This is a genomic window from Paraeggerthella sp. Marseille-Q4926, from assembly GCF_916618935.1.
Taxonomy (GTDB): domain Bacteria; phylum Actinomycetota; class Coriobacteriia; order Coriobacteriales; family Eggerthellaceae; genus Paraeggerthella; species Paraeggerthella hominis.
The window spans coordinates 1-17,791 of the sequence record NZ_CAKAKF010000004.1 but is presented as its reverse complement, the minus strand read 5'-3'; the positions used below and the strand labels follow the sequence as shown (position 1 = coordinate 17,791).

At 62.5% G+C, this 17,791-nt stretch carries 17 protein-coding genes; all 17 read left to right on the top strand.

Annotated elements, in window-relative coordinates:
* Positions 1-21 precede the first annotated feature (21 nt).
* Entirely contained in the window at positions 22-1,146 is a 1,125-nt protein-coding gene (locus LG373_RS08635; protein WP_225749570.1) for an aldo/keto reductase, read from the top strand.
* A 639-nt stretch (positions 1,147-1,785) separates the two neighbouring features.
* Positions 1,786-2,385, top strand: a complete 600-nt coding sequence (locus LG373_RS08630; RefSeq protein WP_225749569.1) for a DUF559 domain-containing protein — start codon at positions 1,786-1,788, stop codon at positions 2,383-2,385.
* A 592-nt stretch (positions 2,386-2,977) separates the two neighbouring features.
* Positions 2,978-4,066, top strand: a complete 1,089-nt coding sequence (locus LG373_RS08625) for a phosphate/phosphite/phosphonate ABC transporter substrate-binding protein (protein ID WP_216529201.1) — start codon at positions 2,978-2,980, stop codon at positions 4,064-4,066.
* Positions 4,066-4,977: a phosphonate ABC transporter ATP-binding protein gene (phnC, locus tag LG373_RS08620; RefSeq protein WP_114566611.1), complete on the top strand. Its 912-nt coding sequence runs from the start codon at positions 4,066-4,068 to the stop codon at positions 4,975-4,977. The genes LG373_RS08625 and phnC overlap by 1 nt, the downstream gene beginning before the upstream one ends.
* A complete protein-coding gene (locus LG373_RS08615; protein ID WP_114566610.1) occupies positions 4,974-5,843 on the top strand; it encodes an ABC transporter permease in 870 nt (289 codons plus the stop codon). Before phnC ends, LG373_RS08615 begins: the two co-directional genes overlap by 4 nt.
* Positions 5,840-6,832: an ABC transporter permease gene (locus LG373_RS08610; RefSeq protein ID WP_114566609.1), complete on the top strand. Its 993-nt coding sequence runs from the start codon at positions 5,840-5,842 to the stop codon at positions 6,830-6,832. Before LG373_RS08615 ends, LG373_RS08610 begins: the two co-directional genes overlap by 4 nt.
* Before the next feature lie 58 nt (positions 6,833-6,890).
* Entirely contained in the window at positions 6,891-7,340 is a 450-nt protein-coding gene (locus LG373_RS08605; RefSeq protein WP_225749568.1) for a phosphonate C-P lyase system protein PhnG, read from the top strand.
* A complete protein-coding gene (phnH, locus tag LG373_RS08600; RefSeq protein ID WP_114566607.1) occupies positions 7,337-7,990 on the top strand; it encodes a phosphonate C-P lyase system protein PhnH in 654 nt (217 codons plus the stop codon). Before LG373_RS08605 ends, phnH begins: the two co-directional genes overlap by 4 nt.
* Positions 7,991-9,139 (top strand): carbon-phosphorus lyase complex subunit PhnI, encoded by a 1,149-nt coding sequence (locus LG373_RS08595; protein WP_216529202.1) that lies wholly within the window; start codon positions 7,991-7,993, stop codon positions 9,137-9,139.
* Entirely contained in the window at positions 9,123-9,992 is an 870-nt protein-coding gene (locus tag LG373_RS08590) for an alpha-D-ribose 1-methylphosphonate 5-phosphate C-P-lyase PhnJ (protein ID WP_216529203.1), read from the top strand. The genes LG373_RS08595 and LG373_RS08590 overlap by 17 nt, the downstream gene beginning before the upstream one ends.
* Positions 9,985-10,845: an ATP-binding cassette domain-containing protein gene (locus LG373_RS08585; protein ID WP_216529204.1), complete on the top strand. Its 861-nt coding sequence runs from the start codon at positions 9,985-9,987 to the stop codon at positions 10,843-10,845. The genes LG373_RS08590 and LG373_RS08585 overlap by 8 nt, the downstream gene beginning before the upstream one ends.
* A gap of 256 nt (positions 10,846-11,101) precedes the next feature.
* A complete protein-coding gene (locus LG373_RS08580; protein WP_216529205.1) occupies positions 11,102-12,457 on the top strand; it encodes an alpha-D-ribose 1-methylphosphonate 5-triphosphate diphosphatase in 1,356 nt (451 codons plus the stop codon).
* Position 12,458: 1 nt separating this feature from the next.
* Positions 12,459-13,217 (top strand): phosphonate C-P lyase system protein PhnL, encoded by a 759-nt coding sequence (locus LG373_RS08575; protein WP_225749566.1) that lies wholly within the window; start codon positions 12,459-12,461, stop codon positions 13,215-13,217.
* On the top strand, positions 13,214-14,005 hold the full coding sequence (gene phnPP, locus LG373_RS08570; RefSeq protein WP_225749565.1) for a phosphoribosyl 1,2-cyclic phosphate 1,2-diphosphodiesterase: 792 nt from the start codon (positions 13,214-13,216) through the stop codon (positions 14,003-14,005). Before LG373_RS08575 ends, phnPP begins: the two co-directional genes overlap by 4 nt.
* Before the next feature lie 400 nt (positions 14,006-14,405).
* Positions 14,406-15,206, top strand: coding sequence for an ABC transporter substrate-binding protein (locus LG373_RS08565; RefSeq protein ID WP_114568039.1), 801 nt, complete (start codon positions 14,406-14,408; stop codon positions 15,204-15,206).
* A 17-nt stretch (positions 15,207-15,223) separates the two neighbouring features.
* Positions 15,224-16,639 carry an amino acid ABC transporter permease gene (locus LG373_RS08560; protein ID WP_114568040.1) on the top strand — a complete coding sequence of 472 codons (1,416 nt, stop codon included), beginning with the start codon at positions 15,224-15,226 and terminating at the stop codon, positions 16,637-16,639.
* Between the two features lie 12 nt (positions 16,640-16,651).
* Entirely contained in the window at positions 16,652-17,407 is a 756-nt protein-coding gene (locus LG373_RS08555; protein ID WP_114568041.1) for an amino acid ABC transporter ATP-binding protein, read from the top strand.
* Positions 17,408-17,791: the final 384 nt, after the last annotated feature.

Sequence of the window (17,791 nt, the reverse complement as noted above, 5' to 3'; positions counted from 1 at the left end):
GGAAAGCAAGAAGGAGCGTTCGTGAAACCAGAATTCCAGAATACGTCGAAGCTCGGTTTCGGCTGTATGCGCCTGCCTTTGCTGGACCCTCAGGACCAGAAGAGCATCGACCTTGAGCAGTTCAAAGAGATGGTGGACGCGTTCATTGCGGGAGGCGGCACGTACTTCGACACCGCGTTCGTCTACCACGAGGGCGCTTCCGAGACGGCTTTGCGAGAGGCGCTGGTGCGGCGCTATCCTCGCGATTCGTTCACTATCGCCACGAAGTGCTTGGCCTGGGCGGCTCCGGATGCCCAGACGGCTCAAAGCAACCTGGGAACCTCCCTTGAGCGTTTGGGCGTCGATTACGTTGACTTTTACCTGTTGCATAACGTGGGCGGCGCTCGGACCGCCACCTTCGACGCGTATGACATGTGGGATTTTGCCAGGCGCGAGAAAGCGGCGGGGCGCATTCGGAATTGGGGATTTTCCATGCATGACGGCCCCGACGCGCTCGACGCCTTGCTGCGGGCGCACCCTGATGCCGATTTCGTTCAGCTGCAAGCGAACTACCTGGATTGGGACGATCCGGTTGTGGAGGCGCGCCGATGCATGGAGGTTGCCGAAAAGCACGACGTACCCGTGGTGATCATGGAGCCCGCCCGCGGCGGACGCCTGGCCGATCTGCCCCCGCGCGTTGCGGAGCCCTTGCTGGGGTGTCGCCCGGAGTTGAGCTTGGCTTCGTGGGCGTACCGATTCTGCTACAACCTTCCGAACGTGTTGACGGTGCTGTCGGGGATGTCCTCTCCAGATCAGGTTCGGCAAAACGTGGAAGAGCATCGCGGCAACAAGCCGTTCTCGCCTGATGAGCGCGCGGCGCTGGAGACGGCGCGGAGCATTTTGTCCAATCTGGCGTCCATTCCCTGCACCAATTGCCGGTACTGCGTCAAGGGCTGCCCGGAGCACGTGGTTATCCCCGAGATCTTAAGCCTTTTGAACCTGGAGCTTATGACCGAGAATCGCGATTTCGCGAAGGGCTTGTATTCCTGGCAGGCAGCTCCTGGGCCGGCTTCGAAGTGCATTGCCTGCGGCGCGTGCGAAGCCATGTGCCCGCAGGACATCGACATCGTTCGCCAGCTTGAGGTTGCCGTGGACCACTTCGAGTAGGGGATGCGCCGAGTCTTTCGGTCGCAGGACCGCGGCGGACCCGGATGCGTTTTGCTGGGTGAGACCTGTGCGCCTCCTGCGCTTGGTACGAAATCGCGGGTCTGCGCTTTCCGACGATCGTCTTCGATGCCCGTTGAATCTACCGCGTTTCGATGAACTGGCCTGTTGATGCAGGCGCTCAAAACGGTTGCGGCCGATGGGCTGGTTGAGCAGCGCAGGCCCGCGATTTCGCGCCAGGCAACGTGCTCGGCAGAGCGCTTTGCAAAATGATATGCTTTCTACATGTATATCTTAATAAGTCATAGAACTGCCTTGCAGTTTTGGCGCAGCGATCGGAGCCTGCTTTTTCGAAACGCCTCCGCTCGCCGCGATGCGACTTCGCGCGCCGAGCGCATGTTGGAAAAAGGCGAGCGACCGGTTTTGCCGGATGGCGTTCAACTGCCTTCCGAATGTCATCCGCCTTTCGAGGTGTTGGTATCCCGCCCCTCCGCGCGGCCGCGTTCTTCGCTGTTGACGGGGCGGTTGTGGAGCGGCCCTCTTCCGAAGGGATCGTTTTTGCAGGTGGGGAATGGCGTACTGGCCCCTTCGCCGGAATTTTTATTTCTTCTGATGGCGAGCGACCTTTCTTTGGAGGAGCTTGTGTATCAAGGCATGGAGCTGTGCGGCACCTACGCTCAGCGCAAAGAGGGCGGTACGGAATATAACCTGCCCCCGCTTACCTGCGTTTCCAAGTTGAAGGCGTTTGTCGAAAGCGCTGCTGGAGTGCGGGGCCGGAAAAAAGCCGCCCAGGCGTTGCTTTACATGAACGACGGTTCGGCGTCTCCTCGGGAATCGGCTCTCTACCTGCTGTTGTGCTTGCCGTATCGCTTGGGAGGCTACGGCATCGAGAAACCCTTCCTCAACTATCGTATCGACGTTCCTATGCGATTTCGTCGCAGTGCGTCTCAGGGGTACTGCGTTTGCGATTTGTGCTGGCCGCGGGTTAACGTATGCGTCGAATACGATTCCGACGAATGTCATACGGGCGCCCAGCATATTTCGCGCGATTCGAAGCGCCGCAACACGTTGGTGTCTATGGGGATGACCGTGATAACGGTGACTAACGGCCAGATTTCCAGTGGAGAAGCTTTGTTCAAAATCGCTGTGCTGATTGCCCAAATGACGGGCAAGAGACTGCGGTTCAAGGATCCCGAGTTCACGCGGGCGCATTACCGCTTGCGCGAGGCCGTACTGCGTTAAGGCCCCGCATGTTTTCTGGGTTTGGCGTCCAGTTTGGCACGGGATTGCGGGTCTGCGCTCCTTGAGAAATGCCTTCGATCGTTGCCGGATCTGTTGCGGCTTGTTGAGCTGGCCTGTTGGTGCAGCTGCTCAAAACAACCGCAGCCGATAGTCCGGCGAGACGACGCAGACCCGAGATTTCGTGCCAAGACCCTCGTTTTCTGTGCGCGTATCGGTGGCGGCTGGGCGTTGGTGCGAGAGTCGCCTCCGGGATCCGGGATCCGGGAAAAGGGCGACGCCTGCTTGATGCGGGAAGCGCCGCTTGGCGCGGGGCCTGTCTGATACGGGGATCCTGCTCGGCTCGGAACCCTGCTTGGCGCGGGACCCTGCTCGGCACAAGAAGCGCCGCTGTCCGCCTTTTCCGCAGGCTTCTTTACGGGTCCTTTGCCCGGATCTGACAGCTTCCTTGCTTGAACTTGGGAGCTTCTTTACCTGCGCCTGAAGTGCCTTTTACCTGCCTTCCGTACGATTGATTGCGCGCACCGGAGATCCGATGCGCGCAACAACGAAACCATCCGACACGTGCGTGTCGGAATCGCGAAAGGAAGAAAGCATGGCAGAAGGGTTTCTGAGCAGGCGCCAGTTCGTAGTGGGCGGTGCTGCGCTTGCAATGGCGGGCATGTTCGGCGCGATGACGGGCTGCACGGCTGGCGGAAGCGGCGCGGCTGCGGGCTCCTCCGAGTCGCAGACCGACGGCGGGTCCTCCGCTGAACCTATCACGATGGTATGGCTTCCTGACAACTCTTCGGCCGACATGACCTCCTCGCGCGAGGCTATCGGCGCGGCCATCACGGCAGCGTGCGGGCGCGAAGCGAAGCTGCTCACCACCACGGATTACAACGTGGCCATCGAGTCCATCGCTTCGGGCAAGGCTCAAATGGCCCTTTTGGGTCCCGAAGGTTACGTGCAGGCCAACAAGAAGAACCCCAAGGTGCAGGCTGCGTTCACCAACAGCGACAAGGACGGCGGCCTTGAAGGGGCTTGCTACTACAGCCGCATTTGCGTGCGCACCGAAGACGCCGAGCAGTACAAGAAGGGAAGCGGTTATTCGATCGAGGGCATCAAGGGCAAGTCATTCTCGTTCGTGTCGGCCACGTCCACTTCGGGCTTCAAGGTTCCGTCGAGCGGCATCGTGAAAGAGTTCGGGTTGGACAGCTCCGACCAGCTGTTGGAGGCCGGCAAGTTCTTCAGCGAAGTGCTGTTCGGCAACTCGCACGTGGGCTCGGTGGTGAACTTGCTTTCGGGCGACGCCGAGGCGGCGGCGTTTGACGACGTTGACGTGGACATGTACCTTGACCTCGTGTCCGGCGAGCCCAACAGCATCGGTGCCGTATACAAGGCGAAGGACAACGCCGAGGCCCCCATGGACACGGTGCGCGGGAAAAGCTTCACCATCATCGCGCTCACGCCGGTTTTGAACTCGCCCATCTGCTTCAACGAAGAGGCGATCTCTGATGAAGATCGCACGAAGATCGTCGAGCACTTCTGCTCCGATGCGGTTGCCGGCAACAAGCAGATCTTCATCGATCCTGAAGACAAAAACGCAAAGGGCCTGTTCAAGAAGGAATCTGAGAAGACCCGATTCGTCAAGACCGACGATGCGTGGTACGAGCCGATTCGCAAACTGGGCGGGGCGGAGTAATGCTTGACGCGCGCGTATCCGTTGCGCCGGGGGCGCCCGCATCGGCGGGCGCTTCGCCTGCGCAGGCGAAGCATCGATCCGACAACCTGCTTGATCTGCGCGGCGTGACGAAGAGCTACGACGGTTGGTCGAAGGCGCTCGACGGGGTGTCGCTTTCCCTGGCTCCGGGAGAGTTCGTCAGCATCATCGGATGCTCGGGTGCGGGCAAGTCCACGCTGCTGCGATGCGTGAACCGGCTGATCGACCCTACGCAAGGGTCGGTCCTGTTTGACGGTCGGGACGTGACGGGCGTGCGAGGTCGCGAACTTCGCGCGTGCCGCCGTCGTATTGCGATGGTGTTCCAGCACTACAACTTGGTGTATCGCGCAACCGCCATCGAGAACGTGTTGCAGGGCCGTTTGGGCTACAAGTCTACGCTTGCGGGCATGTTGGGCCTGTTCAGCGAGGAAGAGAAGCGCCGTGCGTTCGAGATTCTCGACCAGGTGGGCTTGGCGGATTTCGCTTATACGCGCACCGATCAGCTGTCCGGCGGACAGAAGCAGCGCGTGGGCATTGCCCGTGCGCTGGTGCAGGACCCGCTGCTCATGCTGGCCGACGAGCCCATTGCCAGCCTGGATCCGAAGTCTTCTCGCACCGTGATGGAGCACTTGCGTTGGGCGGCTGACGAGCTGGGCGTTGCCTGCCTGGTCAACCTGCACCAGGTGGATTTCGCGTGCGAGTTCTCCGATCGCATCGTGGCCCTCAAGAAAGGCCAGCTGGTGTTCGATGGCTCCCCTGCCGATCTGACCGAAGAGATCATTGCCGACATTTACGATTCGGGCGAAGACGACGAATCCGGCCGCGGCGAAGCGTCGCGTGCGGGTGGAAAGGCGCAGCCCTTGTCCGACGAGTCGACGGGAGAGGCTGCATGATCGATCGCGCTATCAGACGTGCGCCCGTTGCGGCCGTGCGCGCAAAATTACGCGGTCATCGTGCTGTTCCGCGGGGTCAGTACGACGGGTCCTTCTTCCTGCGACGCACCGTATCCCTTGTTGCGGCCGCCGCAGTGTTTCTTGCGTTGGGCGCGCTGTCGGGCACCTACGTCGGATTCGATTTCATCCAGGCGGTGCTTGACGTTCCGGGCGGGTTCGTATGGATGGCCACGCAGTTCGTTCCGTCGGTCTCGTCCCTTCAGAAGCTGGGCACCATTCTGCCCGCTTTGGCATCGACCGTGCTGGCTTCGATCGCGTCGAGTTGCACGGCGGCGATCCTGGCGTACGTATGCGCGGTTTTGGGCTCTCGATCGGTGGGGGTGGGCGGTCCGATTCCCCTTGCGGTGAGGGCTATCGCGTCGCTGTTTCGCAATATTCCGGTGGTTGCCTGGGCGTTCATCTTGCTGTTCTCGTTCAAACAAAGCGAGTTCACGGGTTTCTTCGCGCTGTTCTTGACCAGTTTCGGCTATTTGACAAGGTGCTTTTTGGAAAGCATCGACGAGATGGGCTCTGGTCCCGTGGAGGCGTTGCGCGCCGCGGGGGCCAGCTACGGGCAGATCGTGGCGCAGGCCGTCATTCCCATGAGCATCACGTCGGTTGTCAGCTGGGTGCTGTACATGATCGAGACGAACATTCGCGATGCCACGCTCATCGGCCTTTTGACGGGAACGGGCATCGGCTTCGTGTTCGACGTGTACTACAAGAGCTTTCGCTACGACGTTGCCGGGTTGGTGATCCTGGCGATCATTCTGGCGGTTGTGGCGTGCGAGCTCACGTCGAACTACGTGAGGAGGAAGATCATATGATGCGCAACGCCGACAAGGTGGCTGCGGAGGCGATGGCCTCGTCCATTGCGGAGGACGCAGGCTACGTGCACGGGGCTTCTGCCGACATGCGGGGCGTTGGAGCCGGGGCCGCCGCCTCGGTTGACGGGAGCTTCGGAGGCGGGGCTTCGCCTGCGGTGGCCGGTGCGCGCGTTACGCGTTCGGGCAAGATCAAGACCCATGTGGCCAGCGCTTCGAACAAAGCCCTGTACACGGTTCTGGGCGTTCTGGCCGTCGTGACCGTGTACGCCCTGGTAACCATGGACTACGGCAAGGTCTCGTTCTTCGCTGCAATGGCTGCCGCTGTCGAGGATTTCTTCATGATGATGCTGCAGCCGGGGCTTGGCGGGCACTTCACGCTGCCTGACGTGATGGAGGGGCTGTTCGTGTCGTTGGCCTTGGCGCTGCTTACGACGTTCATCGGCGCGGTGATCGCGTTCGTGCTGGGCCTTCTGGCTGCGTCGAACCTGTCAAGCAGAGCCGTAAGCAACGCCATCAAGGTGTTCATGAGCGTGGCCCGCGCCGTTCCCACCATCTTATGGGTGCTCGTGTTCTCGGTGGCTATCGGGCTGGGCCCTGAGGCGGCGGTCACCGGCTTGCTGTTTCATAGCGTGGCGTATTTGGTGAAAGCGTATTCGGAAAGCTTCGAAGAGGTGGACGCCGGCGTGCTGGAGGCGCTGCGCGCGAGCGGGGCTTCATGGTGGCAGGTGGTGTTTCGGGGCGTGGTGCCCGAAAAAGTGAACGAAATGCTCTCGTGGACGTTCATCCGTTTCGAGATCAACTTTGTGAACGCTGTGGCCGTGGGGGCCGTGGCGGGCGCGGGCGGCATTGGCTACCAGCTGTTCTTGGCGGGAAGCTTCTACTACAACATCCATGAGGTGGGGCTGATCGTGTACCTGTGCTTGGCGGTTGCGGTGGTGCTGGAAGTGGTGGCTACGAAGCTGCGGAAGCGCTATATCGTGCAGCGGTGAACTTCGCCTGCGCTGGGTTCGTGGTGGTTGAGATTCAACTTGTAATGAAAGGAATGCTGTGACTTTGAAGCGATACGAACGCACGCGCGCTCTCGTGGAGGGCGACCCTGCGCTGGCGCGGGCTATCGTGTGCGAAATCGAGCGCGATGCGGCGCCGGGCGCCATCGTCGTGCTCGATGACCCTCGCGAAGAGCTGGTGATGATGCAGGTGCGCGAGACGGCGCAAGGAACCCTGTTCTACCTGGGCGAAGCGCTGGCAACGTCGTGCCGCGTGCGCATGGGGGATGCTGTTGGCTTGGGGCTGGTCTTGGGAAGCGATCGCTGCCGCGCCTACGAGCTGGCCGTGGTGGATGCGGCGTTTTCCGGGGAGGCGGGCGCGGCTCGCGCGCAGCGCTGGGAGCCTCGGCTTGCCGATGAGCTTGCTCGCATTGCCGAGCGAGACGCAGCCGATGCGCGCCGCGTCGACGCCACGCGCGTGGATTTCTCGACCATGGAGGCAGAAGCATGATGATCAGGGAGGATGCGGATCTGCATCGTATGCAGCGGACGTTTCGCAGCGTGTTGGACGCGTTTGCGTACCCGGGTACCGTTCATCGCGTCGAGGCCGCGCCCGACAATCCTGCGCGCCCGACGGCTCTGGATCCGGCGCTTGAGTCGATCGTACGGCTGTTCGTCGATCAGGCGGTGACGTTCGCCGTGGCCGATGTGGAGCCGGATGCTCTGGCCGCGTACGTGACCAGCGAATCGCATGCGTCTCGCGCTTCCGTTTGCGACGCCGGTTTCGTCATCGTGCCGGCACGTGCGGATGCGCGCATGGCAGCCGAGGCCGTGTTGGAGTCGTGCCGCGGAACGCTGATGGCCCCGGAGAAAGGAGCCACCCTGCTCATGGGCTGCACGCGTATCGCGGAGGCTTCCGCTGCGACCGAGCGCACTGAGCCGGCGATGTTTGCTGTCGAGGTGCGCGGGCCGGGCGTGCGGGATGCGAACCGCTTTGCCATCGACCGCATCGGTTGGGCCGAAGCCCGTGCGGCGCGCGAGGACGAGTTTCCGTGCGGCGTGGAAATGGTGCTGGTCGATCCTTCGGGCAACGTGGTGGCCGTTCCCCGCAGCTCGCGCGTGACGTGTGTTGGCGAGCTCGACGCCAAGGGGGTGCTCTAAATGGGATACGTTGCGGTTCGCGGCGGCGGCAAGGCCATCGAGGAAAGCCTCAAGCTGCTTGAGCTCGAACGCGTCAGCTCTTCGGCAGCGTGGGGAACCGACCAGATCGAGGGCACGTTTCCTGACCTGATCGACCAGGTGATGGGCGAGGCGTCGCTGTACGCCCCGCGCTTGGCGGCGCTTGCGCTCAAGCAGGCGCAAGGATCGCCCGATGAAGCGGTGTTTCTTCTGCGCGCGTTTCGCTCGACGCTGGAGCGGCCGTACGTTTCGCGGCCCATCGATACGGGGAGCATGCGCGCGAATCGCCGGGTGTCGGCGGCATTCAAGGACGTTCCGGGAGGTCAGGTTCTTGGCGCTACGCGCGATTACGGCCATCGTCTGCTCGCGTTCGACCTGGAGACCGAAGACGAGGAAGTCCTTGCGGAAAAGCGCGCGGAGCTGCTGCGTCACTTTGACGAGGACGCCTGCGCCGCAACTGCCGCTGCAGACGGCGCGCTCCCCGCTGCGCTTCCGCGCGTTTTGGATTACCTGCGCGGCGAAGGACTGGTCGAACCCGTGCGATGCGATGATACCCCGCCGGTTGACGCCACCATGGTCCCGCTCACGTTTCCCGCGCCGCGTTCCGTGCGCTTGCAAACGCTTGCGCGCGGCATGACGCAGGCCGTCGAGGCGTTGGGGTACGCGGCCATTCGCGGCTTCGGGCCCGCGCATCCCACGGTGGGCGAGCTGCGCAGCGGCACGGTTGCGGTGTCGGTCGATCACCCGCTGGAGGCGGGCGGCGCCGAAGACGCGTACTACCTGGGGTCGGTTCCCCTTACCGAAGTCGAAAGCGTGTTCATGTCCCATGAGGACGAGGCGGCGAACCTGTCGGCCGGCTTGTCTTTGGCCGTGGGCTACGGCTGCGTGTTCGGCCGCGCCGAGACCAAGGCCATCGCCATGAGCGTGCTCGATCGCTGCTTGGAGCTGGGCGATGCGCGCTATCCCACTGAAGACGAGGAGTTCGTTTTGTACCACGTGGACGGCGTGGAGGCTACGGGGTTCATCTCGCACCTCAAGCTGCCGCACTACGTCACGTTCCAATCGAAGCTGTCCAGCGTGCGCGGCACGCGCGAGGAAGGGAAGGGGCCTGCCGATGCAGCAGCGCTATAATTACGCGTTTTTCGACGAGGCGTCGAAGCGCGAGATCCGCCGCGCGATCATCAAAGGCGTGTCCATCCCGGGTTATCAGGTGCCCTTCGCGTCGCGCGAAATGCCCATCGGACGCGGGTGGGGCACGGGCGGGTTGCAGATCACGCTCAGCCTGATCGGGCGCGATGACGTGCTCAAGGTGATCGACCAGGGGTCGGACGACAGCGTGAACGCCGTCAACATCAAGAAGCTGGTGGCCGACACCACCGATGTCGAGGTCACCGACGTTACCGAAGAGGCCACGCTGGTGCAGTCGCGCCATCGCATTCCCGAGCAGCCGCTGCGCGCAGACCAGGTGCTGGTGCTTCAGGTGCCCACGCCCGAGCCGTTGCGCAGCTTCGAGCCGAGCGAGGCCGTCACGCGGCGCCTGCATGCGGAAGCCGACTACACAGGCGCGTGGCTGGAGCTGTTCGACCAGATCGTGCGATTTAACATGACCACGACGGGCGCCGATCACCCCGTGCTTGTGCACGATCGCTACGTCATGGCCCCGTCTCCCATTCCTCGTTTCGACAACATGAAGCTTCACCAGGCCGATCACCTGACCCTGCTGGGTGCAGGCCGCGAGAAGAAGATATACGCGGTGCCTCCTTACACGAACGTCGCTCCCTTGGATTTCGAGGACTATCCCTTCGCGGTGGAGCGCTTCGACGGCAAGCAGTGCCGCTTGTGCGGCGCTCGGAACGTGTACCTGGACGAGTTGGTGGACGAGGAAACCGGCGCCGTGTTCTATCAGTGCAACGACACCGCGTTCTGCGCTTCGTCGACCCTGCGAACGACCAGTGATTCTTTGGAAGGAGCGCCCCATGCTTGATGCGCAGCACTTCGGCGCAGATGAAACGCCCAGCTTGTCGGTGCGCCACCTGTCGAAGCGGTTCGGCTCCGGTTGCGCGTATTGCCTGGATTCCTCGGCGCAGCTCGAGCGCAACGTGTGCCCGCGCTGCGGTACGGTGCATGCGGTGCGCGACGTGAGCTTGGACGTGTTCCCCGCCGAGATCGTGGGCGTGGTGGGCGAGTCCGGCAGCGGAAAGTCCACGTTCATGAAGTGCCTGTTCTTCGACGAGGAGGCAACGTCGGGCGACGTTCGCGCACTGCCGTACGACGGTGGCGCCGCCAACCTGTTCGATTTGTCGTCGCAGCAGCGTCGGGCTATTCGGAACACGGTGTTCGGCATGGTGTATCAGAACCCGTATCTGGGCTTGCGGATGGATTTTTCCAGCTTGTCCAACATTGCCGAGCAGATGATAGCCGCAGGCAGCCGCAACGTGGGCGCCATGCGCGCACGAGGCGAGGACTTGCTGGAGCGCGTGAACATACCGCAGGCGCGCGCGGTGGAGCCGCCGCGCAACTTTTCCGGCGGCATGCAGCAGCGCGTTCAGATTGCGAAGGCCCTGTCCAACAACCCGCCCATCCTGCTGCTCGACGAGGTGACCACGGGGCTCGACCTGTCCGTGCAGGCCGCCGTGCTCGATCTTATCCAGCAGATCAGGCGCGACTTCAACGTGAGCATGTTGGTGGTAAGCCACGACCTGGGCGTTATCCGCATGCTGGCTGATCGCACCCTGGTCATGCTGGACGGCCGCGTCATCGAAAGCGGCCTGACCGACCAGATCCTCGAGGATCCCCAGCATGCCTACACCCAGCAGCTCGTCTATTCGCTGCTCTGACGAGCAGCGGGTTCCGGCGGTCGGTAGACCGCCGGAACCGCCCGACGCTGCGGGAGCTTCCGGCACCCAATCTTGGCGCTCCAGGCCCTCGTCGCGTGCAAAAGCACGCTTCCTCGAGCCTTCGCGCCAATCTTGGGCACCGGGAAGCCCCCTCGCTGACGTACTACGCCAACCAGCACGCCCCGCATGCCGCCTGGCGGCGGCATGGGCAGGTCGCTTCGCTCCTGCCCGACCAACTCCCGAAAGGAATTCTTCCATGGACAACAGCTCTTGCATCATCCGCGGCGGTACGGTGGTGTGCGCCGATCGCGTATTGCCCGATCACGACGTTGTCGTGATCGATGGGCGCATCGCTTCCATCGAGCCTTCCAGCGTGTCGGATTTCGACGCGCAGCCCGATTCCGTCGTCGGCGTGCTTCCCGTAGTCGATGCACGCGGCGCGTACGTGGCTCCCGGGCTGATCGACATCCACTCCGACTACGTGGAAAACGTGGCCTCGCCGCGCCCGAGCGTGGTCATGGACCTGAGCACGTCGCTGTACAAGGCCGACCGCGAGCTGGTGTCGCACGGCGTGACCACCATCTTCCACTCGCTTTCGGTGTACGGGGCGCATATCTTCGACCACAAGCCCATTCGCGATTTTGGAAACGTGAGCGCGCTCATCGACCGCGTGGCGGCGCTGCGCGGCGGCGAAGAGCGCGACCACCTCATTCGCCACCGCCTGCACATGCGCGTGGAATTGGACTCGGTGGATCTGTACGACGACATCGAGGAGTTCTTGCGTTCGGGCAAAGTGGATCTGGTGTCGTTCATGGATCACACCCCCGGCCAGGGCCAGTACCGTGACCTGCTGGTGTTCGGCGACACGCTCAAAGGCTACCGCGACGTTTCCGACGACGAGGTGCGCGACATCGTCCGTCAGCAGCAGGAAAGCCAGAAAATGACGTACGCCCAGATCACCGCCTTGGCTTCCATTGCGCGCGAGCGCGGCGTTTCCATTGCCTCGCACGACGACGACAGCGTGGAGAAGCTTGCCTTCATGGACGGCTTGGAGGCCACCATTTCCGAGTTCCCCATTTCGCTCGACATCGCTCGCGAGGCGCGGGCGCGCGGCATGCACACGATTGCCGGGGCGCCCAACGTCATGCTGGGCCACAGCCATTCGGGCAATCTGAGCGCACGCGAGGCCGTGCAGGCCGGCGCGATCGACGTGCTGTGCAGCGATTACTATCCGGCGGCGCTGCTCGATGCCGTGTTCACGTTGCGCGATCGGTGCGGGTTGGATATCGCGCGAGCGTTTTCCCTGGTCAGCATCAATCCCGCGAAAGCTGCGGGCATTGCGGACGAGGTGGGCTCCCTTGCCGTGGGCAAGCGCGCGGACATCTTGCTGGTGCGCGAGATCTCCTGCGGAGAAAGCGCTGGCGGCACCTCGACCGGCTTGGCGCAAGGCGCGGGCAAGCGCACCATGCCGGTGGTCACGCGCGCGTTCGTGGGCGGTCATTCCGTGTTTCGCTCGCACTATCCCGATCAGCCGTGCGGGTACGGGCGCGACCTTGCCGAGTGCGACAAGGCTGTTCGCGCACCCCGCGCCGCGTGCGTCGAGGTGATGTAGCATGACCGTCGAGCGTTCCGACGGCCTGGAGCCATGCACGGTCGTCCAGGGAGCTTCCGCAGCTCCCTTGCTTCAAATCGAGGGCCTGTCGAAGTCGTTTTTGCTCCATCGGGTGGACCGGAGGATCCAGGGGTGCCACGATATCTCGTTCTCCATCGCCCCCGGTCAGTTCGTGGGCATCACCGGTCGCAGCGGCAGCGGGAAGTCCACCATCCTGCGCTGCATCTGGCGCACGAACCTGCCTGAGCACGGGCGCATCCTGTACGACTCCGCGCGCTTCGGCCTGGTGGACATCGCCCAGGCTACGCAGCGCCAGATGCTGTATCTGCGCTCCTACGAACTGGGCTACGTGTCCCAGTTCTTGAATGCCCTGCCGCGCCAAACCGCGCGCGACATCGTGTTGAGAAGCGCATTGGAAGCCTACGGCGCGACCGAGCGCGAGCGGGCGGAGGCGGAAACCGAGCGGATGCTTCGCCACTTCGACTTGGACGAAGAGCTGTGGGAACTGTATCCGCGCACGTTTTCGGGAGGCGAGAAGCTGCGGCTCAACATTGCGGCGGCCATGATCAAGCGCCCCCGGCTGCTGCTGCTCGACGAGCCCACGGCATCGCTCGACAATGCGTCGAAGCTGAAGGTGCGCGATCTGATCCAGCAGCTCAAAGCCGAGGGAACCACCATGCTCGGCATTTTCCACGACCTCGAATTCATGGAGGGGTTGTGCGATCATGAGTTCAACATGCAGGAAGGGATGATGGCGTGATCGAAGATCTCCATGTGCATACCACCGTTTCGGACGGCTCGGACACGTTCGAGGAGGTGCTCGAGCAGGCGCGCCAGCGCGGCATTGGGCGCGTGGCGTTCACGAACCACGACACGACGCGAGGGCTTGACCAGGCAGCCAAGCTGGGAGAGCGACTGGATGTTCGCGTGGTGGGCGGCGTGGAGATAAGCGCGTACGATTTCGAGCGCATGCGCAAGGTGCACGTGCTGGGCTTGGGACTGCACGAGGGGGCGTCAGCGGTGGAGGCCCTGTGCGCGCCCACGCTCGAGCGTCGCAACGCGAATTCGCTTTGGCAGCTTGATCGGTTGGCATCGGCCGGCTATCGTGTCGATGTGTCGAAGGCCCTTGCGCTGGGCTGCGCTTCCACGGCGTTGTACAAGCAGCACATCATGGCGGCGCTCACCGATGAGCCGTACGTATCCGCAGCCTATCGCGCGCTGTACCGAAGCTTGTTCAAGAACGGCGGCATCTGCGATCGCGATATCGCGTACGTGGACGCGCGCGATGCCGTGACGGCTATCGTGGAGGACGGGGGGCTGGCTGTTTTGGCGCACCCCGGTCAGCTGGATAGCTACGATATGGTTCCGGCGCTTGCGGAATGCGGTTTGGGAGGTATCGAGCGGTTCCACCCCGACCACACGCCCATCGATCATGCGCGCTGTGCGAATGTGGCCGAACGCTACGGATTGATATGCACGGGCGGGTCGGATTACCATGGCCGGTTCGGAGGAATCCCGTATCTGGGCTTTCGCATTCCTGCTGCCTAGCCCGTCGGCTTGTCTTGCCGCTTGGGGCGGCGGTTTGGCCGGGCACGCCCGCACAGGCGGACGGCCGGGCCGCCGCGCCCACGCGCCCGCACGGCTCGACCGCCGCGCCGCCGCGCCCGGACCGCCCCACGCCCCCGTACGCGCCCTACGCCCCCGCCCGCCGCATCCCCACACCCACACCCACACCCACACCCACACCCGCGTCCCCAACACGCTCCACCACTTTACTGCGCTAAACCGTAGAACCCCCTGAAACGACCGCTCGGGGGCCGTCAGGCCCTGCCTATCCAGTTCGAAACGCATAGTTCTTTGATAAAACGCGCTCGGGGCCGTATAGTGGTGCGACTGCATACCATGTGCATGTTCGGAAAGAGCGAACATTGTGGAAAGGGGAGAGGATATGAATATCAAGAAATGGGGCCTCGTTGCCGTTGCGGGCATGCTGGCCGCAACGCTGACGCTGTTCGGCTGCTCGTCCGGCGACCAGAACGCCGCTTCGGATGCAGCGGGAGCCGACGGGAGCTACCAGCTGGTCAACGGCGGTAAGCTTACCGTTGCCGCATCGCTCGATTTTCCGCCGTTCGAGAATCTTAACGGCGACAAGCCCGAGGGTTTTGCGGTGGACCTCATGAACGCCCTTGCCAAGGAAATGGGCCTTGAGTGCGAGTACCTGCCTTCCACCAAGTTCGACACCATCGTTCCGCTTATCCAGGCTGGCGGCAAGGCCGACGTGGGAGTTTCCTCGTTCACCATCACCGACAAGCGCCTGCAGCAGATCGACTTCACCGATTCGTACTGCGACGTGAACCAGAGCATCACCGTGCGCAAGGATTCGGGCATCACCGACGTGTCGCAGCTTGAGGGCAAGAAGATCGGCGCTCAGTCCGGCACGACCGGCTACGAGTGGGCTGCCGAGAACATCAAGGACGCTGAAGTAACCGCGTACGATGAGATGACGGCCGTGTTCGCCGCTCTCGATTCGGGTCAGATCGACGCGATTTCCGTTGACCTGCCCGTTGCGAACTATTACGTGAAGGCGTACTCCGACTGCGAAGTCATCAAAGAGATTCCCACGGGCGAGCAGTACGCCGTTGTGGTGAGCAAAGAGAATCCTGAGCTGACGAAGGCTCTCAACGAAGCGCTCAAGGCCGTGCGGGACAACGGCACGTACGACGAGCTTGTTGCCAAGTGGCTCAAGTAGTCTGACTGTTTCGAATCATGAACATCGTTAACGGTGCAAAAGCGCACATCGCTCGTGTCGCAGTGGTCTTGGCCGCTGCGGCACTTGCCGTTTCGCTGGCCCAGCCCTTGTGCGCGCATGCGTTGGAAACCGAGCGTTGGAGCGCCCAGCCCAACGACGCCGACGGTTCGCAGGTGCTCGGTGCCACGCCCACGCGCGTTACGTGGCAGGGTCAAACAGCCGAGGACGAGTCTTTGTCCCAGGTGGTCATCGACTTGCCCGAAGGTTCCACGGTTGAAGCTGAAAACGTGAAGGTCACGGTCATGAATGGGCTCGACCGGTTGGACGTGGCCGCTCAGGCGACGGTCGACGGCGTGCGGGTGACGGCGTCTTTCTCTGATCCCGCTCCTGCCGGTTCGCTTGTCATGCTGGAATGCAATCGCGTGTTGCTGCCGGGCGGAGGCGGAAGCTTTGGCCTGGCGGGAAGCTACACAACCGCCGATGGGCAGCAGCATGACATGCCTGCAACCGACAAGACGTTCACCGTAGTCAGCACGTCGCCAGCCGATCAGCTGTCCTCGTGGCTCGGGCAGCAAGAATGGGTGAAGGCGTGGAACTCCAACAAGTTCCTCCACCTGTTCTTCGATCCCACGATCGTCGTGACGTCGGTGCCCACGGTATTTTCCGGTTGGCTTGTGGCCCTTGCGCTGGTGGTGGTCAGCTTCCCGCTGTCCATACCCTTGGGGTTGATGTGGTCGTTCCTTCGCATGGCGAAAAGCCGTATTCCGCGCGCTATCGGCGCAACGTACATCAACGTCGTGCGCGGTACGCCTCTGTTCTTGCAGATCTACATCGCGTTCTTCGGTCTGCCGCTGCTCGGCATCAAGATGGACCTGTTCGTGCTGGGAGCCATCGTGCTGGTGCTGAACTCCAGCGCGTATCTGGCCGAGATATTCCGTGCGGGCATCCAGTCCATCAACACGGGCCAGTTCGAAGCGGCCCGCTCATTGGGCATGAACGGCGCGCAGACTATGTTCTACGTGATCATTCCGCAGACCATTCGTCGCGTCATTCCTACGATGACCAGCGAGTTCATCCTTATGTACAAGGACACCTCGCTCTTGGCGGCTGTCGGCGTTATGGAAATCATGATGTTCTCGAAGACCATCACGGCGGCAACGGGCAACGTAACGCCCTACATCGTGGCCGCGGGCTTCTACTTGATCGTGACCATCCCCATGACGAAGCTCATCAACTCGATGGAGCAGCGCATGGCGGGCGGTCGCAGGAAGCGCAAGAAGGGCGCGCATGCGGGTTTGGGCAGCAATCCCACCGATGCGATCCTTCCCGATTCCGACGCTGCCGTAGCGCGCAGCATTCGCATGTCCGAGACGTTTGCCGGCCCGGGTGCGGTGGGGGACGACCCCTCGCCCAGCGGCCGACTGAGCCATTAAGGAGGTGCTTCCATGAACGATGTAAAGGAATCTTCGGAGGCCCCCGTCGTGCGTATCGAAGGACTGCGCAAGGCGTTTGGCGACAACGTGGTGCTGCGGGGCATTGACCTTGACGTGTATCGTGGCGAAGTGGTGGTTATCCTGGGGCCGTCCGGCTCGGGAAAGTCCACGCTGCTTCGGTGCGTGAACATGCTGGAAACGCCCACCGAGGGCCGCATCTTCTTCGAGGATACCGAGATCACCTCGAAGAAGACCGACATCAACAAAGTGCGCGCCAAGGTTGGCATGGTGTTTCAGAACTTCAATCTGTTCCCGCACCTTACGGCGAAGCGCAACGTGATGCTGGCTCAGCAGAAGGTGCTCCGTCGCGGCAAGGAGGAGTCCGAGCAGATCGCGATCGAGCAGCTTGAGCGCGTGGGCCTTGGCGAGCGCGTGGAGTACAAGCCGTCCGAGCTGTCGGGCGGCCAGCAGCAGCGCGTGGCTATTGCGCGCGCGTTGGCCATGGATCCCCATGTCATGCTGTTCGACGAGGCTACCAGCGCGCTTGATCCAGAGCTTGTGCGCGACGTTCTGGGCGTTATGAAAAGCCTGGCGAAAGCGGGTATGACCATGATCGTGGTCACGCACGAAATGGGCTTCGCGCGCGATGTGGCCGACCGCGTCATCTTCATGGACGGCGGCTTCATCGTGGAGCAGGGAACGCCGGAAGAGGTGTTCGACCATCCGAAGTCCGACCGTACCAAAGACTTCCTCGGACACATTTCGTAACCCGTCCGAATACTGCGTAGAAAAGAGAGGGCCGGACTCCTGGAGTTGCGGCCCTCTCTTTGCGTGCGGTGCCGGTGCCGTCGAGCGCGATCGCGTTTTCCGTGAGCATCCCTTCATTCACGTTTAGCGTGCCAAGGAGGATAGCCTGATACAGGTCATTGTCCTGGTGCTTCTTATCCCAAAACGCAAGGCTGACCAGGAGGCCCGTATCTCCCAGGCAGCATCTGGAAGTCGAGTGCTCCGCGCTCAGTTTCTCGCCCGCCCCCGCTCCAGCCCCCATCCCACCCCATTACAGTAGAAACCAGCCTGATCGAGCCATGTTCAAGGGGCTTGGCGGCCCCGGTTGGATTAGCGACCCAGCCAGTCCTTAATCTAATATTGACT

Excerpts from the sequence above, each read along its gene's own strand:
- LG373_RS08625 (WP_216529201.1), top strand. The coding sequence starts at position 2,978 with ATGGCAGAAGGGTTTCTGAGCAGGCGCCAGTTCGTAGTGGGCGGTGCT.
- phnC (WP_114566611.1), top strand. The coding sequence starts at position 4,066 with ATGCTTGACGCGCGCGTATCCGTTGCGCCGGGGGCGCCCGCATCGGCG.
- LG373_RS08615 (WP_114566610.1), top strand. The coding sequence starts at position 4,974 with ATGATCGATCGCGCTATCAGACGTGCGCCCGTTGCGGCCGTGCGCGCA.
- LG373_RS08610 (WP_114566609.1), top strand. The coding sequence starts at position 5,840 with ATGATGCGCAACGCCGACAAGGTGGCTGCGGAGGCGATGGCCTCGTCC.
- phnH (WP_114566607.1), top strand. The coding sequence starts at position 7,337 with ATGATGATCAGGGAGGATGCGGATCTGCATCGTATGCAGCGGACGTTT.
- LG373_RS08595 (WP_216529202.1), top strand. The coding sequence starts at position 7,991 with ATGGGATACGTTGCGGTTCGCGGCGGCGGCAAGGCCATCGAGGAAAGC.
- LG373_RS08590 (WP_216529203.1), top strand. The coding sequence starts at position 9,123 with ATGCAGCAGCGCTATAATTACGCGTTTTTCGACGAGGCGTCGAAGCGC.
- LG373_RS08585 (WP_216529204.1), top strand. The coding sequence starts at position 9,985 with ATGCTTGATGCGCAGCACTTCGGCGCAGATGAAACGCCCAGCTTGTCG.
- LG373_RS08580 (WP_216529205.1), top strand. The coding sequence starts at position 11,102 with ATGGACAACAGCTCTTGCATCATCCGCGGCGGTACGGTGGTGTGCGCC.
- LG373_RS08575 (WP_225749566.1), top strand. The coding sequence starts at position 12,459 with ATGACCGTCGAGCGTTCCGACGGCCTGGAGCCATGCACGGTCGTCCAG.
- LG373_RS08565 (WP_114568039.1), top strand. The coding sequence starts at position 14,406 with ATGAATATCAAGAAATGGGGCCTCGTTGCCGTTGCGGGCATGCTGGCC.
- LG373_RS08560 (WP_114568040.1), top strand. The coding sequence starts at position 15,224 with ATGAACATCGTTAACGGTGCAAAAGCGCACATCGCTCGTGTCGCAGTG.
- LG373_RS08555 (WP_114568041.1), top strand. The coding sequence starts at position 16,652 with ATGAACGATGTAAAGGAATCTTCGGAGGCCCCCGTCGTGCGTATCGAA.